The 18,785-nt window shown below is 68.3% G+C and carries 19 protein-coding genes and 1 pseudogene; 4 read left to right on the top strand and 16 right to left on the bottom strand.

All coding sequences use genetic code 11. The annotated features are described in order from the left end of the window. Nucleotides 1-57 precede the first annotated feature (57 nt). Complete coding sequence (locus SCAB_RS35225; RefSeq protein ID WP_037725594.1) at nucleotides 58-555, top strand: hypothetical protein; 498 nt, start codon at nucleotides 58-60, stop codon at nucleotides 553-555. A gap of 78 nt (nucleotides 556-633) precedes the next feature. Here SCAB_RS35225 and tatC read toward each other — a convergent pair whose 3' ends face one another. From tatC to SCAB_RS35210, 3 genes are all read right to left on the bottom strand, one after another. Further along, nucleotides 634-1,593 carry a twin-arginine translocase subunit TatC gene (gene tatC / locus SCAB_RS35220; RefSeq protein ID WP_013004885.1) on the bottom strand — a complete coding sequence of 320 codons (960 nt, stop codon included), beginning with the start codon at nucleotides 1,591-1,593 and terminating at the stop codon, nucleotides 634-636. Between the two features lie 50 nt (nucleotides 1,594-1,643). Beyond that, nucleotides 1,644-1,928: a Sec-independent protein translocase subunit TatA gene (gene tatA, locus SCAB_RS35215; RefSeq protein WP_013004884.1), complete on the bottom strand. Its 285-nt coding sequence runs from the start codon at nucleotides 1,926-1,928 to the stop codon at nucleotides 1,644-1,646. Nucleotides 1,929-2,187: 259 nt separating this feature from the next. Beyond that, nucleotides 2,188-2,382 carry a hypothetical protein gene (locus SCAB_RS35210; RefSeq protein ID WP_013004883.1) on the bottom strand — a complete coding sequence of 65 codons (195 nt, stop codon included), beginning with the start codon at nucleotides 2,380-2,382 and terminating at the stop codon, nucleotides 2,188-2,190. 243 nt (nucleotides 2,383-2,625) lie between these two features. Between SCAB_RS35210 and SCAB_RS35205 the strand changes: the two genes are divergently transcribed. Next, the gene (locus SCAB_RS35205; RefSeq protein ID WP_078580241.1) at nucleotides 2,626-3,861 is read left to right on the top strand and encodes an IS701 family transposase; all 1,236 of its coding nucleotides are present in this window, start codon (nucleotides 2,626-2,628) and stop codon (nucleotides 3,859-3,861) included. A 129-nt stretch (nucleotides 3,862-3,990) separates the two neighbouring features. Here the strand turns inward: SCAB_RS35205 and SCAB_RS35200 are convergent, their stop codons facing one another. From SCAB_RS35200 to SCAB_RS35170, 7 genes are all read right to left on the bottom strand, one after another. Continuing rightward, complete coding sequence (locus tag SCAB_RS35200; RefSeq protein ID WP_037725763.1) at nucleotides 3,991-4,251, bottom strand: hypothetical protein; 261 nt, start codon at nucleotides 4,249-4,251, stop codon at nucleotides 3,991-3,993. A 182-nt stretch (nucleotides 4,252-4,433) separates the two neighbouring features. Then, nucleotides 4,434-5,426: a helix-turn-helix transcriptional regulator gene (locus SCAB_RS35195; protein WP_086022904.1), complete on the bottom strand. Its 993-nt coding sequence runs from the start codon at nucleotides 5,424-5,426 to the stop codon at nucleotides 4,434-4,436. Nucleotides 5,427-5,441: 15 nt separating this feature from the next. Beyond that, nucleotides 5,442-6,419 (bottom strand): helix-turn-helix transcriptional regulator, encoded by a 978-nt coding sequence (locus SCAB_RS35190; RefSeq protein ID WP_013004879.1) that lies wholly within the window; start codon nucleotides 6,417-6,419, stop codon nucleotides 5,442-5,444. Between the two features lie 150 nt (nucleotides 6,420-6,569). After that, nucleotides 6,570-6,941, bottom strand: coding sequence for an FKBP-type peptidyl-prolyl cis-trans isomerase (locus SCAB_RS35185; RefSeq protein WP_013004878.1), 372 nt, complete (start codon nucleotides 6,939-6,941; stop codon nucleotides 6,570-6,572). A 62-nt stretch (nucleotides 6,942-7,003) separates the two neighbouring features. Beyond that, a complete protein-coding gene (locus tag SCAB_RS35180; RefSeq protein WP_013004877.1) occupies nucleotides 7,004-7,999 on the bottom strand; it encodes an FKBP-type peptidyl-prolyl cis-trans isomerase in 996 nt (331 codons plus the stop codon). Nucleotides 8,000-8,130: 131 nt separating this feature from the next. Next, on the bottom strand, nucleotides 8,131-9,492 hold the full coding sequence (pafA, locus tag SCAB_RS35175) for a Pup--protein ligase (protein WP_013004876.1): 1,362 nt from the start codon (nucleotides 9,490-9,492) through the stop codon (nucleotides 8,131-8,133). Nucleotides 9,493-9,501: 9 nt separating this feature from the next. After that, nucleotides 9,502-10,761: an MFS transporter gene (locus SCAB_RS35170; RefSeq protein ID WP_013004875.1), complete on the bottom strand. Its 1,260-nt coding sequence runs from the start codon at nucleotides 10,759-10,761 to the stop codon at nucleotides 9,502-9,504. A 108-nt stretch (nucleotides 10,762-10,869) separates the two neighbouring features. On the opposite strand from SCAB_RS35170, the gene SCAB_RS35165 reads away from it, so the two are divergent. Continuing rightward, entirely contained in the window at nucleotides 10,870-11,892 is a 1,023-nt protein-coding gene (locus tag SCAB_RS35165) for a LacI family DNA-binding transcriptional regulator (protein ID WP_013004874.1), read from the top strand. Between the two features lie 112 nt (nucleotides 11,893-12,004). On the opposite strand, the gene prcA is transcribed toward SCAB_RS35165, so the two are convergent. From prcA to arc, 6 genes and pseudogenes are all read right to left on the bottom strand, one after another. Further along, nucleotides 12,005-12,751 (bottom strand): proteasome subunit alpha, encoded by a 747-nt coding sequence (gene prcA / locus SCAB_RS35160; protein WP_013004873.1) that lies wholly within the window; start codon nucleotides 12,749-12,751, stop codon nucleotides 12,005-12,007. A 70-nt stretch (nucleotides 12,752-12,821) separates the two neighbouring features. Then, nucleotides 12,822-13,667 (bottom strand): proteasome subunit beta, encoded by an 846-nt coding sequence (gene prcB / locus SCAB_RS35155; protein WP_013004872.1) that lies wholly within the window; start codon nucleotides 13,665-13,667, stop codon nucleotides 12,822-12,824. Next, a pseudogene (locus SCAB_RS45490) lies at nucleotides 13,619-14,213 on the bottom strand (endonuclease VII domain-containing protein). Before SCAB_RS45490 ends, prcB begins: the two are co-directional and overlap by 49 nt. Before the next feature lie 49 nt (nucleotides 14,214-14,262). Beyond that, nucleotides 14,263-14,478: a ubiquitin-like protein Pup gene (locus SCAB_RS35145; protein WP_005485230.1), complete on the bottom strand. Its 216-nt coding sequence runs from the start codon at nucleotides 14,476-14,478 to the stop codon at nucleotides 14,263-14,265. 188 nt (nucleotides 14,479-14,666) lie between these two features. Then, nucleotides 14,667-16,178 carry a depupylase/deamidase Dop gene (gene dop / locus SCAB_RS35140; RefSeq protein ID WP_013004870.1) on the bottom strand — a complete coding sequence of 504 codons (1,512 nt, stop codon included), beginning with the start codon at nucleotides 16,176-16,178 and terminating at the stop codon, nucleotides 14,667-14,669. Between the two features lie 234 nt (nucleotides 16,179-16,412). Beyond that, nucleotides 16,413-18,179, bottom strand: coding sequence for a proteasome ATPase (gene arc / locus SCAB_RS35135; RefSeq protein WP_037725761.1), 1,767 nt, complete (start codon nucleotides 18,177-18,179; stop codon nucleotides 16,413-16,415). A gap of 248 nt (nucleotides 18,180-18,427) precedes the next feature. Between arc and SCAB_RS35130 the strand changes: the two genes are divergently transcribed. After that, nucleotides 18,428-18,733: a ferredoxin gene (locus SCAB_RS35130; RefSeq protein WP_013004868.1), complete on the top strand. Its 306-nt coding sequence runs from the start codon at nucleotides 18,428-18,430 to the stop codon at nucleotides 18,731-18,733. Nucleotides 18,734-18,785 lie beyond the last annotated feature (52 nt).

The following is an 18,785-nucleotide window of genomic DNA, read 5'->3' as shown; positions in this document are numbered from 1 at the left end:
GTCCGTCTGCAGACGGTGACCATCTCATCGCATGTCTTCATTACACGGGGAGTTCTCTTGAAGCGTTGGAGCACGCGCGCGGCAACCACCGGTGCCGCCCTGGGGCTTGCCATCGTCGGCCTCGTCGCCGTACCCGGTACGGCCTCCGCCGCCGCGGCCAGCAAGTGCACGGGCGAGCAGCACAAGACGTACGACACGATCGGGGCCGACCTCGACGTCTACGTCAACCTGTGCGTGTCCCGGACCTCGGGCAACGACTACCAGGCCACCGTGAAGTTCCGGTGGTCGGACGGCGGCGGTGGCCTCAGCACCGGCATGGACAAGCTCAAGGTCAATCTGCGCCTGGAGCGCAACGACGTCACCCAGCGGAGCGGCAGCGCCGACTGGGCCGAGGCGACCAACTTCGCCCAGTCCGGCAACCGCGGTTTCTCGACCACGACCTTCCACAGCAACACGACCGGTGGCTGGACGGCCGACGGCGACATCAACTGGGACATCAACAACGACGGAACCGGGGGCGGCACGACCCCGCTGCAGGGCTCGCCCGAGATCTAGCGGCACCCCGGCGTCGTCCGCCGAACAATGACAGAGGGCCTACCGGTTGACCGGTAGGCCCTCACTCACGTGCGAGTCCTAGGTGACGTCGTCGTACCCGTTGATCCGCTCCCGCTCGGGCTCGGCCTGCGCGGGCAGCGCCCGGCTCGCCGAGACCGACTCGATCTCGCCGATGCCCTCGGGCGTGAGATCCAGTTCGGAGGCCTCGTCGTCGTCGGGCTTCAGCGCCTCGACGCGGGCCCGGCGCCGGTCATTCGCCAGCGCGACGCCACAGGCGCAGAAGTACAGGACCCAGATGGGACCGGCCAGCGCCATCATCGAGATGGGGTCGGTGCTCGGGGTGGCGATCGCCGCGAAGAGCGTGATGCTGATGATCATGCCGCGCCACCAGCCGAACATCTTCTTGCCGGAGAGGACCCCGCCGAAGTTCAGCATCACGAGCAGCAGCGGCAGCTCGAAGGAGAGACCGAAGACGACGATCATCCGCATGATCAGGTTCAGCAGATCATCGAGCGGCAGCTGGTTGTCGCTTCCGATGATCGAGAACTGCAGCATGACCGAGGCCATCTTGGGCAACGACCAGTAGGCGAAGTACGAGCCCATGAGGAACAGCGGGAAACCCGCCGCCACGAAGCCGAGGCTGTACTTCTTCTCGTTGCGGTGCAGACCCGGCGCGATGAACGCCCAGAGCTGGTACAGCCAGACCGGGGCGGCGAGTACCACGCCCGATGACAGCGAGACCGTAAGGGCGAGCGTGAACGGGCTCAGCAGACCGTTCTGCACGATGCGCGCACACTTGACCGTGCTGGTGTCCTTCGCCAGCTCGGCGAAGCTGTGTTGGCATCCCACCGCCTGGAGAATGGGATCCGTGAAGAACTGGATGATGTTCTTGTAGAACATCACCGCGACCACCGTCGTGACGACGATGGCCAGCAGGCTCTTGACAAGGCGATTTCGCAGCTCGCGCAGGTGCTCCGCGAGGGGCATCCGCCCCTCGGGATCCTTGTCCTTCTCCGTCTTGCGGGCAGACTTGAGCAACCCACGTCCTCATCTCGTGCGGCAGGCCGGAAACCTGGTCCGGCCTTGCGTCAGCGCTTGGTCGTGTCCGTCGGCTCGGCGACCGGGCGAGCGGTGGTCACGTCGCCGGGAGAGGCCTGGATGGTGCGCTGCGCCGGGGTCTCGCCGGCGTGCGGGGGCGCGGCCGCCGGGGTCGTGTCGTCCTGGCCGTCGGACTTCATGGCCTTGGCCTCGCTCTTGAGGATGCGGGCGGACTTGCCGAGCGAGCGCGCCATGTCGGGGAGCTTCTTCGCCCCGAACAGCAGGACGACGACGACAAGGATCAGAATGATCTCGGTGGGGCCGAGGTTACCCATAGCTGTCTTCCTTCTTCACCGAGGCGGCGGGGTGGGGGCTGTCCGACCGGTCGGACAGGTGTCCGAACGATCGTGCTGGCAGCGATCGTAACGCTCAGGGGTAAACGTCAGGCAATCCCCCTGCGTACTCCCGATTCGCGACCCGGGCCTCGTTCTCCGTGCCGCGACAGGCAGCGTACCTGCCGAAGGTGAGAAGGCGACAGGGCGAAGTGGCGCAAAACGCACTCACCGGGCAAGTCACAGGAGCCTCTTCCGGAACTCACAGAGCGTCCGCGGAACGGGCCGCGCTCGCCGCCGCCCGCTCCAGGTCCTCCGCCGCCCGGCTGATCCTGCGCCCCGACTCCGCGACCTGCGCACCCAGCCGCCGGGCCTCCAGGAAGACCCGCGCGGCGAACACCCCGAGCACGACCAGCCCCACGAAACCCACAGCCACCGCGAACATCGCCCAGAACATGAGCCGACCCTAACGCCTGGTTCCAGGGCCCTTCTGACGGGTCTCCGTGGAAGAAGGAGCGGCGTTCGGTGCGTGCTCTCGGCGTGCCGGGCGGAAGACCTCGTACTGGACGTACTCGGGCTTTCGCCCGGTGCGGCGAGAGGGCGTGCCGGGCGTCGCGACGCCGCGGAGATCCGTCAGAGGGGCCCTAGTAGTGCTTCGTTACGTTGGGTGATCTCGGCTGTTCGTGGGCAGCTTCCCGGGGTGAGGTTGGGGGAAGTGGAAGGGCTCCGGGGTGAGTTGGCGGAGTTCGTTGCCGATGTGTTCGGGTCGTTTCCGCGGCGGGATCAGCGGCGGTGGGGCGAGTGTTATCTGCGGGGTCTGATGCTGGACGGCAGGCGCAAGTCGGTGCAGCCGATGGCCGAGCGGCTGCCGGACGGGAACATGCAGGCTCTGCAGCAGTTCGTGAGCCAGTCGCCGTGGGATCCGCTGCCGGTCCGGCGGCGGATCGCCGGGCGGCTGTGCGAAGTTGTCAGGCCCGAGGTGTGGGTGATCGACGACGTGTCGTTCCCCAAGTGCGGGAAGGCGTCGGTCGGGGTGGCCCGCCAGTACTGCGGAGCGGTCGGCAAGCGGGCGAACTGCCAGGTCGCGGTCAGTGTCCATGCCGCCACCGACACCGCCTCGTGCCCGTTGCAGTGGCAGTTGTATCTGCCGCGGGAGTGGACGGACGAGCCGGAGCGGTGCCGCAGAGCAGGAGTCCCCGACGACGTGGTGCACCGGGAGAAGTGGCGCCTCGCGCTCGGCCTGCTGGACACGCTCGCCGAGTGGCAGCTGAAGGCGCCGGTCGTGGTCGCCGACGCCGGCTACGGCGTCAGCACTCTGTTCCGGCTCGGTCTTGAGGAGCGGGGGCTGTCCTATGTCCTGGCCCTGACCGGGAAGGAAGTCGCCCACCCGGACGAAGCCGAGCCGCACCGGCCTGCTTACGGCGGGCTCGGACCGCCCGCCCTTCCCCGCTACCGCATCCCACCCCAAGCCGTTTCCGTCCTCGCGGCGCACGCGGGTGCACGGCAGTTCACCGAGGTGACCTGGAGGCAGGGCAGCAAAGGCGCGATGACCTCACGGTTCGCGGTGCTGACCATGCGGCCCGCGGGCAAGCAGTCCCTGGCCGCAGCTCAGGAGGCGGGCGGCGGCCGCAACCGGTGGGACGGCATCCTGCCCGTCCGGACACTGCTCGTCGAATGGCCCGACGGGCAGGACACTCCGACCAACTACTGGATATCGAACCTGCCTGCCACCACACCGACCGCTGACCTGGTGCGGTGGGCGAAGATGCGCTGGCGGATCGAGCACGACTACCGCGAACTCAAGCACGGCCTCGGCCTGGACCATTTCGAGGGCCGCACCTGGCGCGGCTGGCACCACCACGTCACCCTCGTCACCGCCGCACAAGCCTTCCTCACCCTGCGGCGGCTCGACCCAAAAGTCCGCACACCGGCCTGACCCTCTACCAGGTCCTCGACGTCCTTCAGGACCTGCTGAGGTGCTGGACCGGTACCTGCACCACCTGCGGCCGCCCCCTGCCCCGCCCTCGAAGCCGCCACAGACAGCCCAGAACCTAACGAAGCACTACTAGCGCACCGAATGCAGCCGCAGGGTCCGCACCCCGCCCCCGGTCAGCAGTTCCACGATCCGCTCGCCCGCGGGCTTGCGGACGGCGATGCCGCACTCCGGGCAGGTGAAGGAGTAGAACGTGGTCTTGCTGGTGGCGCCGATGGCCAGCCGCAGCGCGCTCGCGCCCAGCTCGACATGGGCCCGGCAGTCGGGGCAGCCGGCCCGGAACACCACGTCCACGGCCTTCCTCATGCCCGCGAAGGCGACCGCCACGGTCATCTCCCTGATCTCCTGGATCTCCTGCACCCCGGACTTGACGCCCGACTTCACGCCGGCCTTCACACCCGACACAACCGAACCGCCGCTCACAGCCCTCGCATCTCCTTGTTCCGGTCGTACGCCGTCGTCACGGTCCCGTCGTCACGGTCCCGTCGTCGGGGACTCGCGTCAGGGACTCGCCGTCACCTCGTCGCGGCCTCGTCATAGGCCGCCAGCGCCTCGCGGGCCGCCCTGCGGGCGCTGTCCGCCAGATCCTGCGGGGAGACGATCCGGCCGTCGCGCCCGAGCCGCAGCGCCAGGCGGCGCAGCGAGGCCGGGTCGGGGGTGCGCAGGCTGATGCGCAGCCCGCCCTCGGGCAGCTCCTCGGCGGTGTCGTGCGGGTAGTACTCGGCGACCCAGCGCCCGCCCGGCCCGACCTCGACGACGACCTCGGGATCCTCGGCGGCGGGCTGCACCAGCGCCTGGGACAGGTCCCGCAGCTCGACCTCGGGCGGCGCGGACGGCTCGTCGAGGATCTTGATCTCGGCGACCCGGTCGAGGCGGAACGTCCGCCGCGCCTCGGAGCGGCGGCACCACGCCTCGACATAGGTGTGACCGACGCTGACCAGGCGGATCGGGTCGATCTCGCGTTCGGTGAGCTCGTCCCGGGCGGGCGAGTAGTAGCGGATCCACAGCCGCCTGCGCTCCGAGATGGCCCGGTCGACGTCCGCGAAGACCCCGCCCTCGGCCTCGAAGGTCACCGACAGCCGCGAACTGGCACCCGCCGCCTCCCCGGCCGCGCCCTCGACCTTGGCGGTGGCCCGCAGCAGGGCCTGCCGGTCGCTCTCGCGCAGTCCGGGCAGGGTGGCCACCGCGCGGGCGGCCACCAGCAGGGCGGTGGCCTCGTCGGCGGCCAGCCGCAGCGGCTCGGCGGCCTCGGCGCCGAGCGCGGCCGGGTTGTGCCACCAGATGCGCTCGCCGTCGGTGTCGATGTCGAGCAGATCACCGCCGCGGAAGCTGGTCCCGCACATGGGCAGCACATCGAGGTCCGAGACCAGTTCGTCCTCGGTGATCCCGAAGGCGCGCGCGACGTCCTCGATCCGGGCGCCGGGCCGCTCCCGCAGATAGGTCACCAGGGAGAGCATCCGCCGGGTCTGGTCGATGGCGTTCGCCGGCCGGGCCGGTTTTCCCACCACGTTCTTAACTCCCCCTCAACCCTTGGCCACGGCACGCAGCCGGTCCACCACGTCGGCCCGCAGCTCGGCGGGCTCCAGGACCACCACGTCGGGCCCGAACTCGACCAGCCAGGCATCCAGCCCGTGACCGTACGGAATCTCCAACTCGTCCCAGCCGTCCCCGAGTTCCCGCACGGCGGAGGCCTTCGCCCGCAACGGGTAACCGGCACCGGAGCGCAGCCGGATCAGCGCGGACCGGTCGGCGGTCTCCCCGGCCCAGCTCGCGACCGTCTCCCGGACCGTGACGACGTCCGGCACCTCCGCGGTGAAGGCACCCGCGCGGCTGCGGACCCTGCCGGTGATCCGGGAGAGCCGGAAGACCCGCTCCGCGCCCCGGTCACGGTCGAACCCGGCGAGATACCAGTGACCGCGCCAGCACTCCAGCGCCCACGGCTCCACATGGCGGGGCTCGGGACGCGCGGCGGTCGCCTTGCGGTAGTCGAACACCACCGGGCGCCGGTCGCGGCAGGCCAGCATCAGCGGTTCGAAGGCGGCCTCGTGCACCGGGATCCGCGGCTCCAGCGCGCCATGGGCCTCATAGGGGTCGACCTCCTCGGGCAGCCCGGCCGCCCGCAGCTTCTGCAGGGCGCCGCTCGCGGCTCCGGCCAGACGGGCCTGCTGCCAGACCTTCGCGGCGAGCCCGAGGGCCGCTGCCTCCTCGGCGTCGAGGGTGATGGGCGGGAGGCTGTTGCTGTCGCGGCGGGCCAGATAGCCGACCTCGCCGTCGAGGTTCTCCACCGTCTCGATGACCAGGCCGAGTTCGCGCAGATCGTCCTTGTCGCGCTCGAACATGCGGTTGAAGGAGTCGTCGCTTCCCGCCGCACCGTGTTCCGGCCTGACGGCCTCGACGTACGCCTCGATCGAATCCCGCAGCTCGCGCTTGCTGAGCGGCCGGCGCGTCCCCAGCAGACACAGCGCCAGGTTCATCAACCGCTCGGCCTTGGCAATGGCCATCGACGCCCTTCCTCCGGGTGTTTCCGCGGCACGAACCTACCGCTACGAAGCGTCGCGGCAAAAGCCGAGGGCCCATGCCCGAACAGGCATGGACCCCAGACAGTCGAGACCGGTCACAACACGGTCGGCCCTGACACGGCTTCCGGCAGATCAGACCCCGAGCAGATCGACCACGAAGATCAGCGTCTCACCGGGCTTGATCGCCGGCGTCGGGCTCTGGTTGCCGTAGGCGAGGTGCGCCGGAATGGTCAGCTGACGGCGGCCACCGACCTTCATGCCCTGCACGCCCTGGTCCCAGCCCTTGATGACACGACCGCCACCGAGCGGGAAACGGAACGGCTGGCCGCGGTTCCAGCTGGCGTCGAACTCCTCACCGGTGGAGAAGGACACACCCACGTAGTGCACGGTCACGGTCTGGCCCGCCTGGGCCACCTCGCCGTCGCCCTCCCAGATGTCCTTGATCGCCAGGTCCGCCGGCGGCTCGCCCTCGGGAAAGTCGATCTCGGGCTTGTCAATGCTCACGTCTTCAGGCTCCTGCTTGTGTATGTACGGAACAACGCCGGACAGTCTCGCATCCCCGGGCCTCACATCTTGGCGAGGATGTCCACGGTGAACACCATCACGGAGTCCTTCTTGATGTCGCTGCCGCTGGGCGGCGTGTCCCCGTAACCCAGCTTCGGCGGGATGACGATGAGAAGGCGACTGCCCACCTTCTTGCCGGTCATGCCCTGCGACCAGCCCTTGACGACCTGCTTCAGCCCGAACGAGCTCAGCGCCCCCCGGCTGTACGAGGAGTCGAACTCCTTGCCGGTGTCCCAGAGCACGCCCTTGTACTGCACGAGGAGGCTGTCTTCCGCGCCGACCTCGGGGCCGTCGCCCTCGATGATGTAGTTCGCCACCAGCTGCGTCGGCGGGTCGACCTTCGGCACCTCGATGGAGGGGGCCTTGCCGTCGGTGTTGGTGCCCACCTTCGGCAGCTTCGCATCGTTCTGCGCGGCCTTCGTGCCCTTCGCCGAACTCTTGGCGTTGAAGGTGTCCTGGACGTCCACCACGAAGACCAGCGTGTCGGTGCCCTTGATCCCCGCCTGCGCGTTGCCGTCCTTGCCGTAGCCCCAGGTCGGCGGCACGGCCATCTCCACCCGGCTGCCGGCCTTCTTGCCCGTCAGCGCGTACCGCCAGCCGTCGATGATGCCCTGCGGGGAGAGCTGGATGACCAGCGGCGTCTTACGGTCGTAGGAGTTGTCGAAGACCTTCGCCGTCGACCAGATCTGACCCAGGTAGTTCGCCTGGATGTAGTCGCCCTCGGCGACCGTCTTCCCGCTGCCCGCGATGACCGTCTTCACCGCCAGGTCCTTCGACGGCTCACCGCTGCCCTTGGCCACGGTCGGCTTCTCGTCGAACTTCACCCCGCCCGTGATCGCCGGCAGCGGACCGTCCACGATCTTCGGCGGCTTCGCCGCACCGCTCGCCGACGCGGACGGGCTGCTGCTGGCCTTGGCCGAGTCGGAATCGCCGTCACCACAGGCGGCGAGCGTGACCAGTCCAGCGGGAACAGCGATGAGAAGGGAGCGTCGGCGCACGATGAAGGCCTCGTATCGGTCGATCTTGTCGGATGGCGTGCGCGCAACTCTACGGCGTGCGAAGGGCGCCGTACGGCAAACGTACGGCGCCCCGCGTTGCGTTCCGGCAATCCGGGCCGGAACAATCGGACTCACATTCCGGCGATCAGCTTCTCCACCCGGTCGTCCACCGAACGGAACGGGTCCTTGCACAACACCGTCCGCTGCGCCTGGTCGTTGAGCTTCAGATGCACCCAGTCGACCGTGAAATCCCGGCGCTGTTCCTGCGCACGCCGGATGAAGTCACCGCGCAACCGCGCCCGAGTCGTCTGCGGCGGAACCGACTTGCCCTCGAAGATCTTCAAGTCATTGCAGATCCGAGTGGCTTGACCTTTCCTCTCCAACAGGTAGTAGAGGCCACGACGGCGGTGGATGTCGTGATACGCGAGGTCTATCTGAGCGACCCGCGGATGCGACATGGTCATGTTGTGCTTGGCCCGGTACCGCTCGATGAGCTTGTACTTCATCACCCAGTCGATCTCGGTGCCGATCCGGTCGAGGTCCTCGGCCTCGATCGCGTCCAGCGTGCGGCCCCACAGCTCCAGGACCTGCTCGACGGTGCCCGTACGGATGCCGCGGCGCTCCACGAAGTCCACGGCCTTCTCGTAGTACTCGCGCTGCACCTCCAGCGCGGACGCCTCCCGGCCACTGGCCAGCCGCACCTTGCGACGGCCCGTGATGTCATGGCTGACCTCGCGGATCGCCCGGATCGGGTTCTCCAGGGTGAGGTCACGCATGACCGTGCCCGCCTCGATCATGCGCAGCACCAGGTCGGTGGCCCCGACCTTCAGCAGCATGGTCGTCTCGGACATGTTCGAGTCACCCACGATGACGTGGAGACGGCGGTACCGCTCCGCGTCGGCGTGCGGCTCGTCGCGGGTGTTGATGATCGGCCGGGAGCGGGTGGTCGCCGAGCTGACGCCCTCCCAGATGTGCTCCGCGCGCTGGCTCACGCAGTACACCGCACCACGCGGGGTCTGCAGCACCTTGCCCGCGCCGCACAGCAGCTGCCGGGTGACGAGGAACGGAATCAGGATGTCGGCGAGCCGGGAGAACTCCCCGTGCCGGGCCACCAGATAGTTCTCGTGGCACCCGTACGAGTTGCCCGCCGAGTCCGTGTTGTTCTTGAAGAGATAGACGTCGCCCGCGATTCCCTCCTCGTGCAGGCGGCGTTCGGCGTCGACCAGCAGTCCTTCGAGAATGCGCTCGCCGGCCTTGTCATGAGTGACGAGTTCGGTCACGTTGTCACATTCGGGTGTCGCGTATTCCGGATGTGAGCCCACGTCGAGATAGAGGCGGGCCCCGTTCCGCAGAAACACATTGCTGCTGCGGCCCCATGACACGACACGGCGGAAGAGGTACCGCGCCACCTCGTCAGGAGACAGACGGCGCTGTCCCCTGAACGTGCACGTGACGCCGTACTCGTTCTCCAGCCCGAAAATGCGGCGGTCCATGACTGAACATTACGCCCGATCCACCGAGCTGAAACGGGGTTCGGCAGCACGGTTCGGATCATTTTCCGATGAGACCGCAACCACAGCACCCCCGGAGGGAACAGCGAGAACCCGTCCGGTGGCCAGCAGAACCAGCAACGACACGGCCCCCGCCGCACCCGGCACCACGAACCCCCACAGGGTCCCGCCCCACTCGACCACCGGCCCCGCGACCGCCGTTCCGGCCGACTGGCCCACCGTGAACGTCGTCACGATCCACGAGAACGCCTCCGTCACCGTGCCACGCGGCGCGTGCCGGTCGACAAGAACGAACACACAGGCGATGGCCGGCGCCAGGAACACCCCCGCGAGCGCCGTCAGCCCCGTCATCCCCACCGGACCCGGCATCAGCGTCAGCGGCACATAACAGACCGCCAGAAACGCCACCAGCACCTGCAGACGCCGCTCCGGCGCCCCGCGCCACCGCCGCGCCCCGTACACCGTCCCGCCCACCAGCGCACCCAGCCCGACCCCCGCCATCAGCCACCCGTACACCGCGTCCCCACCGTGACCGTCCGCGTACGACACCGCGGCCACCGTGATCGAACCCAGCGCGATGCCCACGAAGAAGAACGCGCCCAGCAGCGCCAGCAGCCCCGGAGAACGCAGCGCGCCCAGCCAGTGCGCCTCGCGCGGCGCCGAACGCCACGCCCGCGAAGGCGGCGACACGACCACCCACAGCGCACCGAGCACCCCGACGGCACTGAGCACGACGAGCGCCGCCGACGCCGACCACAGCGCCACGCACAGGGTCACCAGCAGCGGCCCGACCGTGAACATGACCTCCTGCGCCACCGCGTCCATCGCGTACGCCGTGTGCACCTGCTCCTCCCCGCGCAGCACCGAGGACCACAGCGCCCGCAGCCCGCCCTCCAGCGGAGGCGTGAACAGCCCCGCCACCGCCATCGCGAGATACGCCACCGGCAGCGGATCCAGCCCGGACAGGGCGAAGACGGTCATGGCGAGCGCGGAGACGACGGCCGCCGGGAGCTGCACACGCGGCTGGCCGTACAGATCCACGAGCCGCCCCAGCAGCGGCTGCCCCACGGCGTTGGCGAGGCCGTACACGGCCGCCAGCGCGCCCGCGAGGCTGTAGCTGCCGCCCTCCGCCCGGACGAAGAGCACGACCGCGATCGCCGCCGTGGCGTTCGGCAGCCGGCCCACCAGCGTTCCGGCCAGCAGCCGCGCGGCGTGCCGCGTCCTGAGGATCCCGAGATATCCGGCGGCCATGTCCTGCCTCTCGAAGGGCGCTCGACGAGCGACGTGTTACGTATAACGTCTCCCGTCATACGTACCATGTGCCCAGCCCACCAGTCCATACGAAGGAGCACGCCGACCGTGGCACGAGGTAGCACCCGGCCCACGAGCCGTGACGTCGCCCAGGCCGCGGGCGTCTCCCAGGCCGCCGTCTCCCTCGTCCTCGGCGACAAATGGCGCGGCCGCGTCTCCGAGACCACCGCCCAACGCGTCCGCGACACCGCACGCGACCTCGGCTACCGCCCCAACCTCGCCGCCCGCAACCTCCGCCTCGGCCGCACCCGCACCGTCCTGCTCGTCGTCCCCGCCCTGACCACCGAATTCTTCGCCGGCGTCTACACCGGAGCCGCCCGCGTCGCAGCCCGCCACGGCTTCGGCGTCGTCCTCTACCCCTCCCCCGAAGGCGTCGGCCCCGCCCGCGACCCCTTCGCCTCCGCCCAGGCCGCCCTCGACGGCGTCATCGCCTCCTCCATGGCCGCCGACGCCCTCACCGCCATCCGCGGCGACCAACTCCCCCTGGTCATGCTCGACAGCGACCCCGACGGCAGCCTCGGCGCCGCCACCGTCAACCTCGACATCCGCGACGGCGTACGCCAGATCGCCGACCACCTCCTCGGCCTCGGACACCGCCACTTCCTCCACCTCGCCGCCGACATCCCCTCCTGGACCTTCCGCGTCCGCGCCCGGGAACTGGCCACGAGAGTGGAATCGGTACCGGGCACGACCCTGCGCACGGCCCCCGCGCCGATCTCCATCGAGGGCGCGCTGGCCGCGGCGGAAGCCGCCCTGAGCAGCACCGGCGCCCCCGAAGGACGCCCCACCGCCGTGGTCTGCGACGACGACAAACTGGCCGCAGGCGTCTACAAGGCCGTACGACGCCTGGGACTGCGCATCCCCGAGGACATCTCCGTCACCGGCCTCGACGACCTCGCCCTCGCCACGGCCCTCGACCCCGAGCTGACCACCGTACGACTGGACGCGGAGCTGTTCGGCGAGCGCGGAATGGAGGCCCTGCTGGCCGTCCTGGAAGGACGCACACCGGCAGAAGGGGACATCCCGGTGGAGTTGGTGGTCCGGGCCTCCACGGCACCGCCAGGAGCCTGAGCGCGCGCCCGTCCGAGCACCCTGGGCAGCCCGGCTCCGCACAGCCACCGAACGCCGCGCGCCCCGGCCTGTGCCGGCCGGGGCGCACTACGGGCTGGGTCCTACGAGGGGACTACTCGTCTTCCTCCTCCGCGGAGCTCTCCGCCTCCGTCGTAGCGCCGTCCGCCTCCAGCAGACGGTCGAGCTGACGGCCGACGATCCGCTTGAACTTGCGCTGCTGCGGACGCGTACGGTCCAGCACCGCCACCTCCAGACGCTCCGCGGGAATCTCCCGCTGCGTGCCGTTGGTGTCACGCGACAGCGCCTGCACCGCCAGCTTCAGCGCCTCCGCCAAGGACATCCCGTCCTGATGACGCTGGTCCAGATAGCTGCTGATCTGCTCGGCATTGCCACCGACCGCCACCGAACCGTGCTCGTCGACGATCGAACCGTCGTGCGGCAGCCGATAGATCTGATCGCCCTCCGGGGTCTCCCCCACCTCCGCCACGACCAGCTCCACCTCGTACGGCTTCTCGGCCGCCGAGGAGAAGATCGTGCCCAGCGTCTGGGCGTAGACGTTCGCCAGACCACGAGCGGTCACATCGTCACGGTCGTAGGTGTAGCCGCGGAGGTCCGCGTACCGCACACCACCGATCCGCAGGTTCTCGTACTCGTTGTACTTACCGGCGGCCGCGAAACCGATCCGGTCGTAGATCTCGCTGAACTTGTGCAGCGCACGGGACGGGTTCTCGCCGACGAACACGATGCCGTCGGCATACTGCAGCACGACCAGGCTGCGGCCACGGGCGATGCCCTTGCGGGCATACTCCGCCCGGTCGGCCATCGCCTGCTGGGGTGAGACATAGAACGGAGTCGACACCGGTTATCCGTCCCTTTCTGTCGGAGTCACTGGATCACCTGGACAAAAGAGCCCTCGCGGGCCGGACCGGCTAGAGCAGCGCGGCCCGGGGACCGTCCGGCTGCTCCAGACGCCGCTCCAGGATCGAACGGGCGATCTCGGAGGACTCCTCGTCGGTGAGCCGGCGGAAGCCGTCCTCGGTGATCACGGTGACGATGGGATAGATCCGGCGGGCCACATCGGGACCACCGGTCGCCGAGTCGTCGTCCGCCGCGTCGTAGAGGGCCTGGACGACCAGGGTCGTCGCGTCGGCCTCCGAGAGGTCCGCACGGAACAGCTTCTTCATCGCACCGCGCGCGAAGATCGAGCCCGAACCGGTCGCCGCGTAACCGCTCTCCTCGGAACGGCCGCCCGTCACGTCGTACGAGAAGATCCGCCCCCTGTTCCGGTCCACGTCGTAACCGGCGAACAGCGGGACCACGGCCAGACCCTGCATGGCCATGCCCAGGTTGGAACGGATCATGGTCGACAGCCGGTTCGCCTTGCCCTCCAGCGACAGCTGCGCGCCCTCGACCTTCTCGAAGTGCTCCAGCTCCAGCTGGAACAGCTTCACCATCTCCACGGCCAGGCCCGCCGTGCCGGCGATACCGACGGCCGAGTACTCGTCGGCCGGGAACACCTTCTCGATGTCCCGCTGGGCGATCATGTTCCCCATCGTGGCCCGGCGGTCACCGGCGAGCACCACACCACCGGGGAACGTCACGGCCACGATCGTCGTGCCGTGCGGAGCTTCGATGACACCCTGGGTCGGCGGCAGCTGCCGCTTGCCGGGCAGCAGCTCCGGCTGGTGGTCCGACAGGAAGTCCATGAAGGACGACGACCCAGGCGTCAGGAAGGCAGCTGGTAGACGCCCGGTGCTACGAGTGTTGGCTTCCACGCGTTTCCTTCCACATATGTCGCAGCCCGCCTCATGACGTCGGGCCGATCCTTGAACTGCCCCAGCGCCGCGTTGCAGCTGAAGCACAGTACGCCTCGGACCCTACCCGTCTCGTGGCAGTGATCCACATGCGCCGGCAAAGCAGCCAAACAGATACAGCAGACGCCCCCTTGAGAGGCGATCAGATGGTCGCGCTCGGCTTCGGTGATGCCGTACTGACGCTTCAGGTGGCCCTGCCTGCTCTGGATTGCACGGCACGCCTTGCAACGGGTCGACAGGCCGTCGGACGCCGTTGCGATGCCACTCACCGTGCGGCTTGATCTCGCCGCATGTGCGGCAGAGTTTGTGCCCCGCGGGAACGTCCACTTTTTCCCGCGCGGGCTTTCCCATGGCCTCGCGGCGACGACGGTAGTGCGCGGCGCTGTACTCGGCCACGCACTCCCGACACCTCACCTGAAGGCCGTCGCCACGGTTCCTGTCCTTGGCGAAGGCGGTGACGGACAGCCTTCGCCCGCACCTGCTGCACTGCTTCTCGGCCTCTGCCATCCCCCGCAACCCGAACCTTCAATTCGAAGGTGAAATCAGATCCGAGCCTCTACTCTCCGCCCTTTTGCACGAAGGAGCGCACGAAATCCTCTGCATTTTCCTCGAGTACATCATCGATTTCGTCGAGTACAGAGTCCACGTCGTCGCTGAGCTTCTCCTGTCGCTCCTTGAGGTCCTCCGATGCCTGCGCCTCCGGCGCCGCCTCGGTCTCCTCGGTGGAACGGGTGGCCTTCTGCTGGCCGCCGCCGGTGTCCTTGGTCGCCATAACCCTCACCCCGCTCTGTTGCCCGACATGGTCGACAGGTCGGCATTCCTGCCGATCGGTGATGATCAGACCCTACAAGCCGGGTCCGACATTGGCCCCGTTGTTTCCACAACGTCCGGGGGCCACCTCGATGATTCCCGGACGGCGGTGTTTCCACCCTGCCCGGCTGATCACGATTGAACCCCGGTTCAGTGCCCGGAGAGCACCCTGACCAGGTCTTCTGCCGTGCGGCAGCGGTCCAGGAGCTCCTTGACGTGATTTCGCGTTCCGCGAAGCGGTTCGAGGGTTGGGACGCGCTGGAGCGAGTCCCGGCCCGGCAGATCGAAGATCACCGAGTCCCAGGAGGCCGCCGCGACGTCGTCCGCGTACTGCTCCAGGCAGCGGCCGCGGAAGTACGCCCGGGTGTCCTCCGGCGGCTTCGTGCGCGCCCGGTCGACCTCCTGCTCGGTCAGCAGCCGCTTCATCCTGCCGCGGGCCGCCAGACGGTTGTAGAGGCCTTTCTCGGCGCGTACGTCGGCGTACTGGAGGTCGACGAGGTGGAGGCGGGCGGCGTCCCAGTCGAGGTCGTCGCGGCGCCGGTAGCCCTCCATGAGTTCCCGCTTGGCGACCCAGTCCAGCTCGCCGGCCAGGCTCATGGGGTCGTTCTCCAGACGGTTGAGGGTGTCCTCCCACCGGGCGAGGACGTCCTTGGTCTGATCGTCCGCGTCGGCCCCGAAGCGCTCCTCGACGTACTTGCGCGACAGCTCGTAGTACTCCATCTGGAGCTGTACGGCGGTCAGGGTGCGCCCGCTGCGCAGCGTGATGAGGCGTTGCAGGGTGGGGTCGTGGGAGACCTGGTGGAGGGTGCGTACGGGCTGGTCGACGGCGAGGTCGACGGCGATGAAGCCGTCCTCGATCATCGAGAGCACCAGGGCCGTCGTGCCCAGCTTCAGATAGGTCGAGATCTCCGACAGGTTCGCGTCGCCGATGATGACGTGGAGGCGGCGGTATTTCTCCGCGTCGGCGTGGGGTTCGTCGCGGGTGTTGATGATGGGGCGCTTCAGGGTGGTCTCCAGGCCGACCTCGACCTCGAAGTAGTCGGCGCGCTGGCTGAGCTGGAAGCCGTGTTCGTGGCCGTCCTGGCCGATGCCGACGCGGCCTGCGCCGGCGAAGACCTGGCGGGAGACGAAGAAGGGGGTGAGGTGGCGCACGATGTCCGAGAAGGCGGTTTCCCGCTTCATCAGATAGTTCTCGTGCGTGCCGTAGGACGCGCCCTTGTTGTCGGTGTTGTTCTTGTAGAGGTGGATCGGCTGGGCGCCGGGGAGCTGGGCGGCGCGTTCGGCGGCTTCGGCCATGATGCGTTCGCCGGCTTTGTCCCACAGGACGGCGTCGCGGGGGTTGGTGACCTCGGGTGCGCTGTATTCGGGGTGGGCGTGGTCGACGTAGAGCCGCGCGCCGTTGGTGAGGATGACATTGGCGAGGCCGATGTCCTCGTCGGTGAGCTGGCTGGAGTCGGCGGACTCACGGGCGAGGTCGAAGCCTCGCGCGTCCCGCAGCGGGTTCTCCTCCTCGAAGTCCCAGCGGGCCCGGCGGGCCCGGTGCATCGCCGCTGCGTAGGCGTTGACGATCTGGGACGAGGTGAGCATGGCATTGGCATTGGGGTGGCCGGGGACGGAGATCCCGTACTCCGTCTCGATGCCCATTACTCGCCGTACGGTCATGCGGCCCTCCTTGCCCGGCGGCGTCCTCGGTCGGGGACGCCGCTCAAGTACCGCTGGCGCTCCGGTGCGTGTGCGGTGCCCGTCCCCGCACTGCGCGACTCGGCGGTACGAAAGAGCCTAGAACGGCTCTGCGCTGGTGGGGAGATCATTTGCGTCTTTGCCTTGCTCCGGCCTGTGCCTGGAAAGCACTCGGCTGCGGGTACCCGGTGAGGGCACCCGCAGCCGCCCTGTGTTTTACAGGTACTGTCCGGTGTTCGCCACCGTGTCGATGGAGCGTCCCGTGTCCGCGCCCTGCTTTCCGGTGATCAGGGTACGGATGTAGACGATCCGTTCACCCTTCTTGCCGGAGATTCGGGCCCAGTCGTCCGGGTTGGTGGTGTTGGGCAGGTCCTCGTTCTCCTTGAACTCGTCCACGCATGCCTGGAGGAGGTGGGAGACGCGCAGGCCCTTCTGGTTCTTGTCGAGGAAGTCCTTGATCGCCATTTTCTTGGCGCGGCCGACGATGTTCTCGATCATGGCGCCGGAGTTGAAGTCCTTGAAGTAGAGGACTTCCTTGTCTCCGTTGGCGTAGGTGACTTCCAGGAAGCGGTTCTCCTCGGATTCGGCGTACATGTGTTCCACTGCCGTCTGGATCATGCTCTGGACGGTGGTGGCCTTGGAGCCGCCGTGTTCGCCGAGGTCGTCCGTGTGGAGCGGGAGACGCTCGGTGAGGTACTTCTGGAAGATGTCCTTGGCCGCTTCGGCGTCCGGACGCTCGATCTTGATCTTCACGTCGAGCCGGCCGGGGCGCAGGATGGCGGGGTCGATCATGTCCTCGCGGTTGGAGGCGCCGATGACCACGACGTTCTGCAGGCCTTCCACGCCGTCGATCTCGGCGAGCAGCTGCGGGACGATGGTGTTCTCCACGTCCGAGCTGACGCCGGAGCCGCGGGTGCGGAAGAGGGATTCCATCTCGTCGAAGAAGACGATGACGGGGGTGCCCTCGCTGGCCTTCTCTCTCGCACGCTGGAAGACGAGGCGGATCTGTCGCTCGGTCTCGCCGACGTACTTGTTGAGGAGCTCGGGGCCCTTGATGTTGAGGAAGAAGCTCTTGCCCTGGGCCTGGCCGGTGACTTCGGCGACCTTCTTGGCCAGGGAGTTGGCGACGGCCTTGGCGATGAGCGTCTTTCCGCATCCGGGGGGTCCGTAGAGCAGGACGCCCTTGGGCGGGCGCAGTTCGTGCTCCTTGAACAGGTCCGGGTAGAGGTAGGGGAGCTCGACCGCGTCGCGGATCATCTCGATCTGGTTGCCGAGGCCACCGATCTGCTCGTACCCGATGTCGGGGACCTCTTCGAGGACGAGTTCCTCGACCTCGCTCTTGGGCACGACCTCGTAGACGTAGCCGGAGCGGGGTTCGAGCAGGAGGGCGTCGCCGGGGCGGATGGTGATGTCCAGCAGGGGCTCGGCGAGCCGCACCACCCGTTCCTCGTCGGTGTGCCCCTGCACGAGTGCGCGTTCGCCGTCCTCGAGGATCTCCTTGAGGGTGACGATGTCGCCGACGCTCTCGTACTCCATGGCCTCGACCACGTTGAGAGCTTCGTTGAGCATCACTTCCTGGCCTCGCCGGAGCTCTTCCAGGTCGACGCTGGGGCTGACGTTCACGCGGAGTTTTCGGCCTCCGGTGAAGATGTCGGCCGTGCCGTCCTCGTTCGCCGTGAGGAAGACACCGAAGCCGGCCGGCGGCTGTGCGAGCCGGTCGACTTCCTCCTTGAGGGCCACGATCTGGTCGCGGGCCTCGCGGAGGGTGTTGGCGAGCCGCTCGTTCTGCGCGGACACGCCGGCCAGATTGGTCTGCAGCTCGACGATCCGCTCTTCGAGAATCCTCGTGTGTCGCGGAGAGTCGGCGAGCTTGCGCCGCAGGACGGCGATCTCCTGCTCAAGGTAGGCAATCTGCCCGGACGGGTCGTCGGACCCTCGTCCCGGGCGGATGCCGCGGTTCATGTCGTCGTCGTGGGCTGCCACGGTCCTCACCTCCTCCAAGGGGAGCTGGACGCTTCCAGACCCTACCTGGGTGGGTGTCGATTGAAACCCCTAGATCACAAAGACGGTCGGGGTGTGTCCGATCTTCACCCTTGCGCTCTCCCTCACGTCAAGGGGATACCCACCGAACATGGCGGGGAAGCCGCCCCGGGTAGGGTCGAAGTGTTCAACACCCGTCAGAGCCTGCATCGTTCCCGAGCGGCTCGGCGATCGAGGCGGACAGGAGAGGGATGACCGTGCAGCAGGAGGCCGTGGCCGAGGGTGAGGCGCTGGAGGTCTGGATCGACCAGGATCTCTGCACCGGTGACGGTATCTGTGTGCAGTACGCGCCCGAGGTCTTCGAGCTGGACATCGACGGGCTGGCGTACGTGAAGGGCTCGGGCGACGAGTTGTTGCAGGCTCCGGGGGCGACAACGCCCGTTCCGCTGCCGCTTCTCACGGATGTGGTGGACTCCGCGAAGGAGTGTCCGGGTGAGTGCATCCATGTACGTCGCGTTTCGGACAGCGTCGAGGTGTTCGGTCCTGACGCGGAGTGACCGGACGGGCACTCCGCGTCTGCGGGTGTCTGCTTTCTCACAGCGGGTTTGC

It is taken from the genome of Streptomyces scabiei 87.22 (assembly GCF_000091305.1).
Taxonomy (GTDB): domain Bacteria; phylum Actinomycetota; class Actinomycetes; order Streptomycetales; family Streptomycetaceae; genus Streptomyces; species Streptomyces scabiei.
The sequence above is the reverse complement of the archived record's forward strand: the minus strand, read 5'-3'. Positions and strand labels throughout refer to the sequence as shown.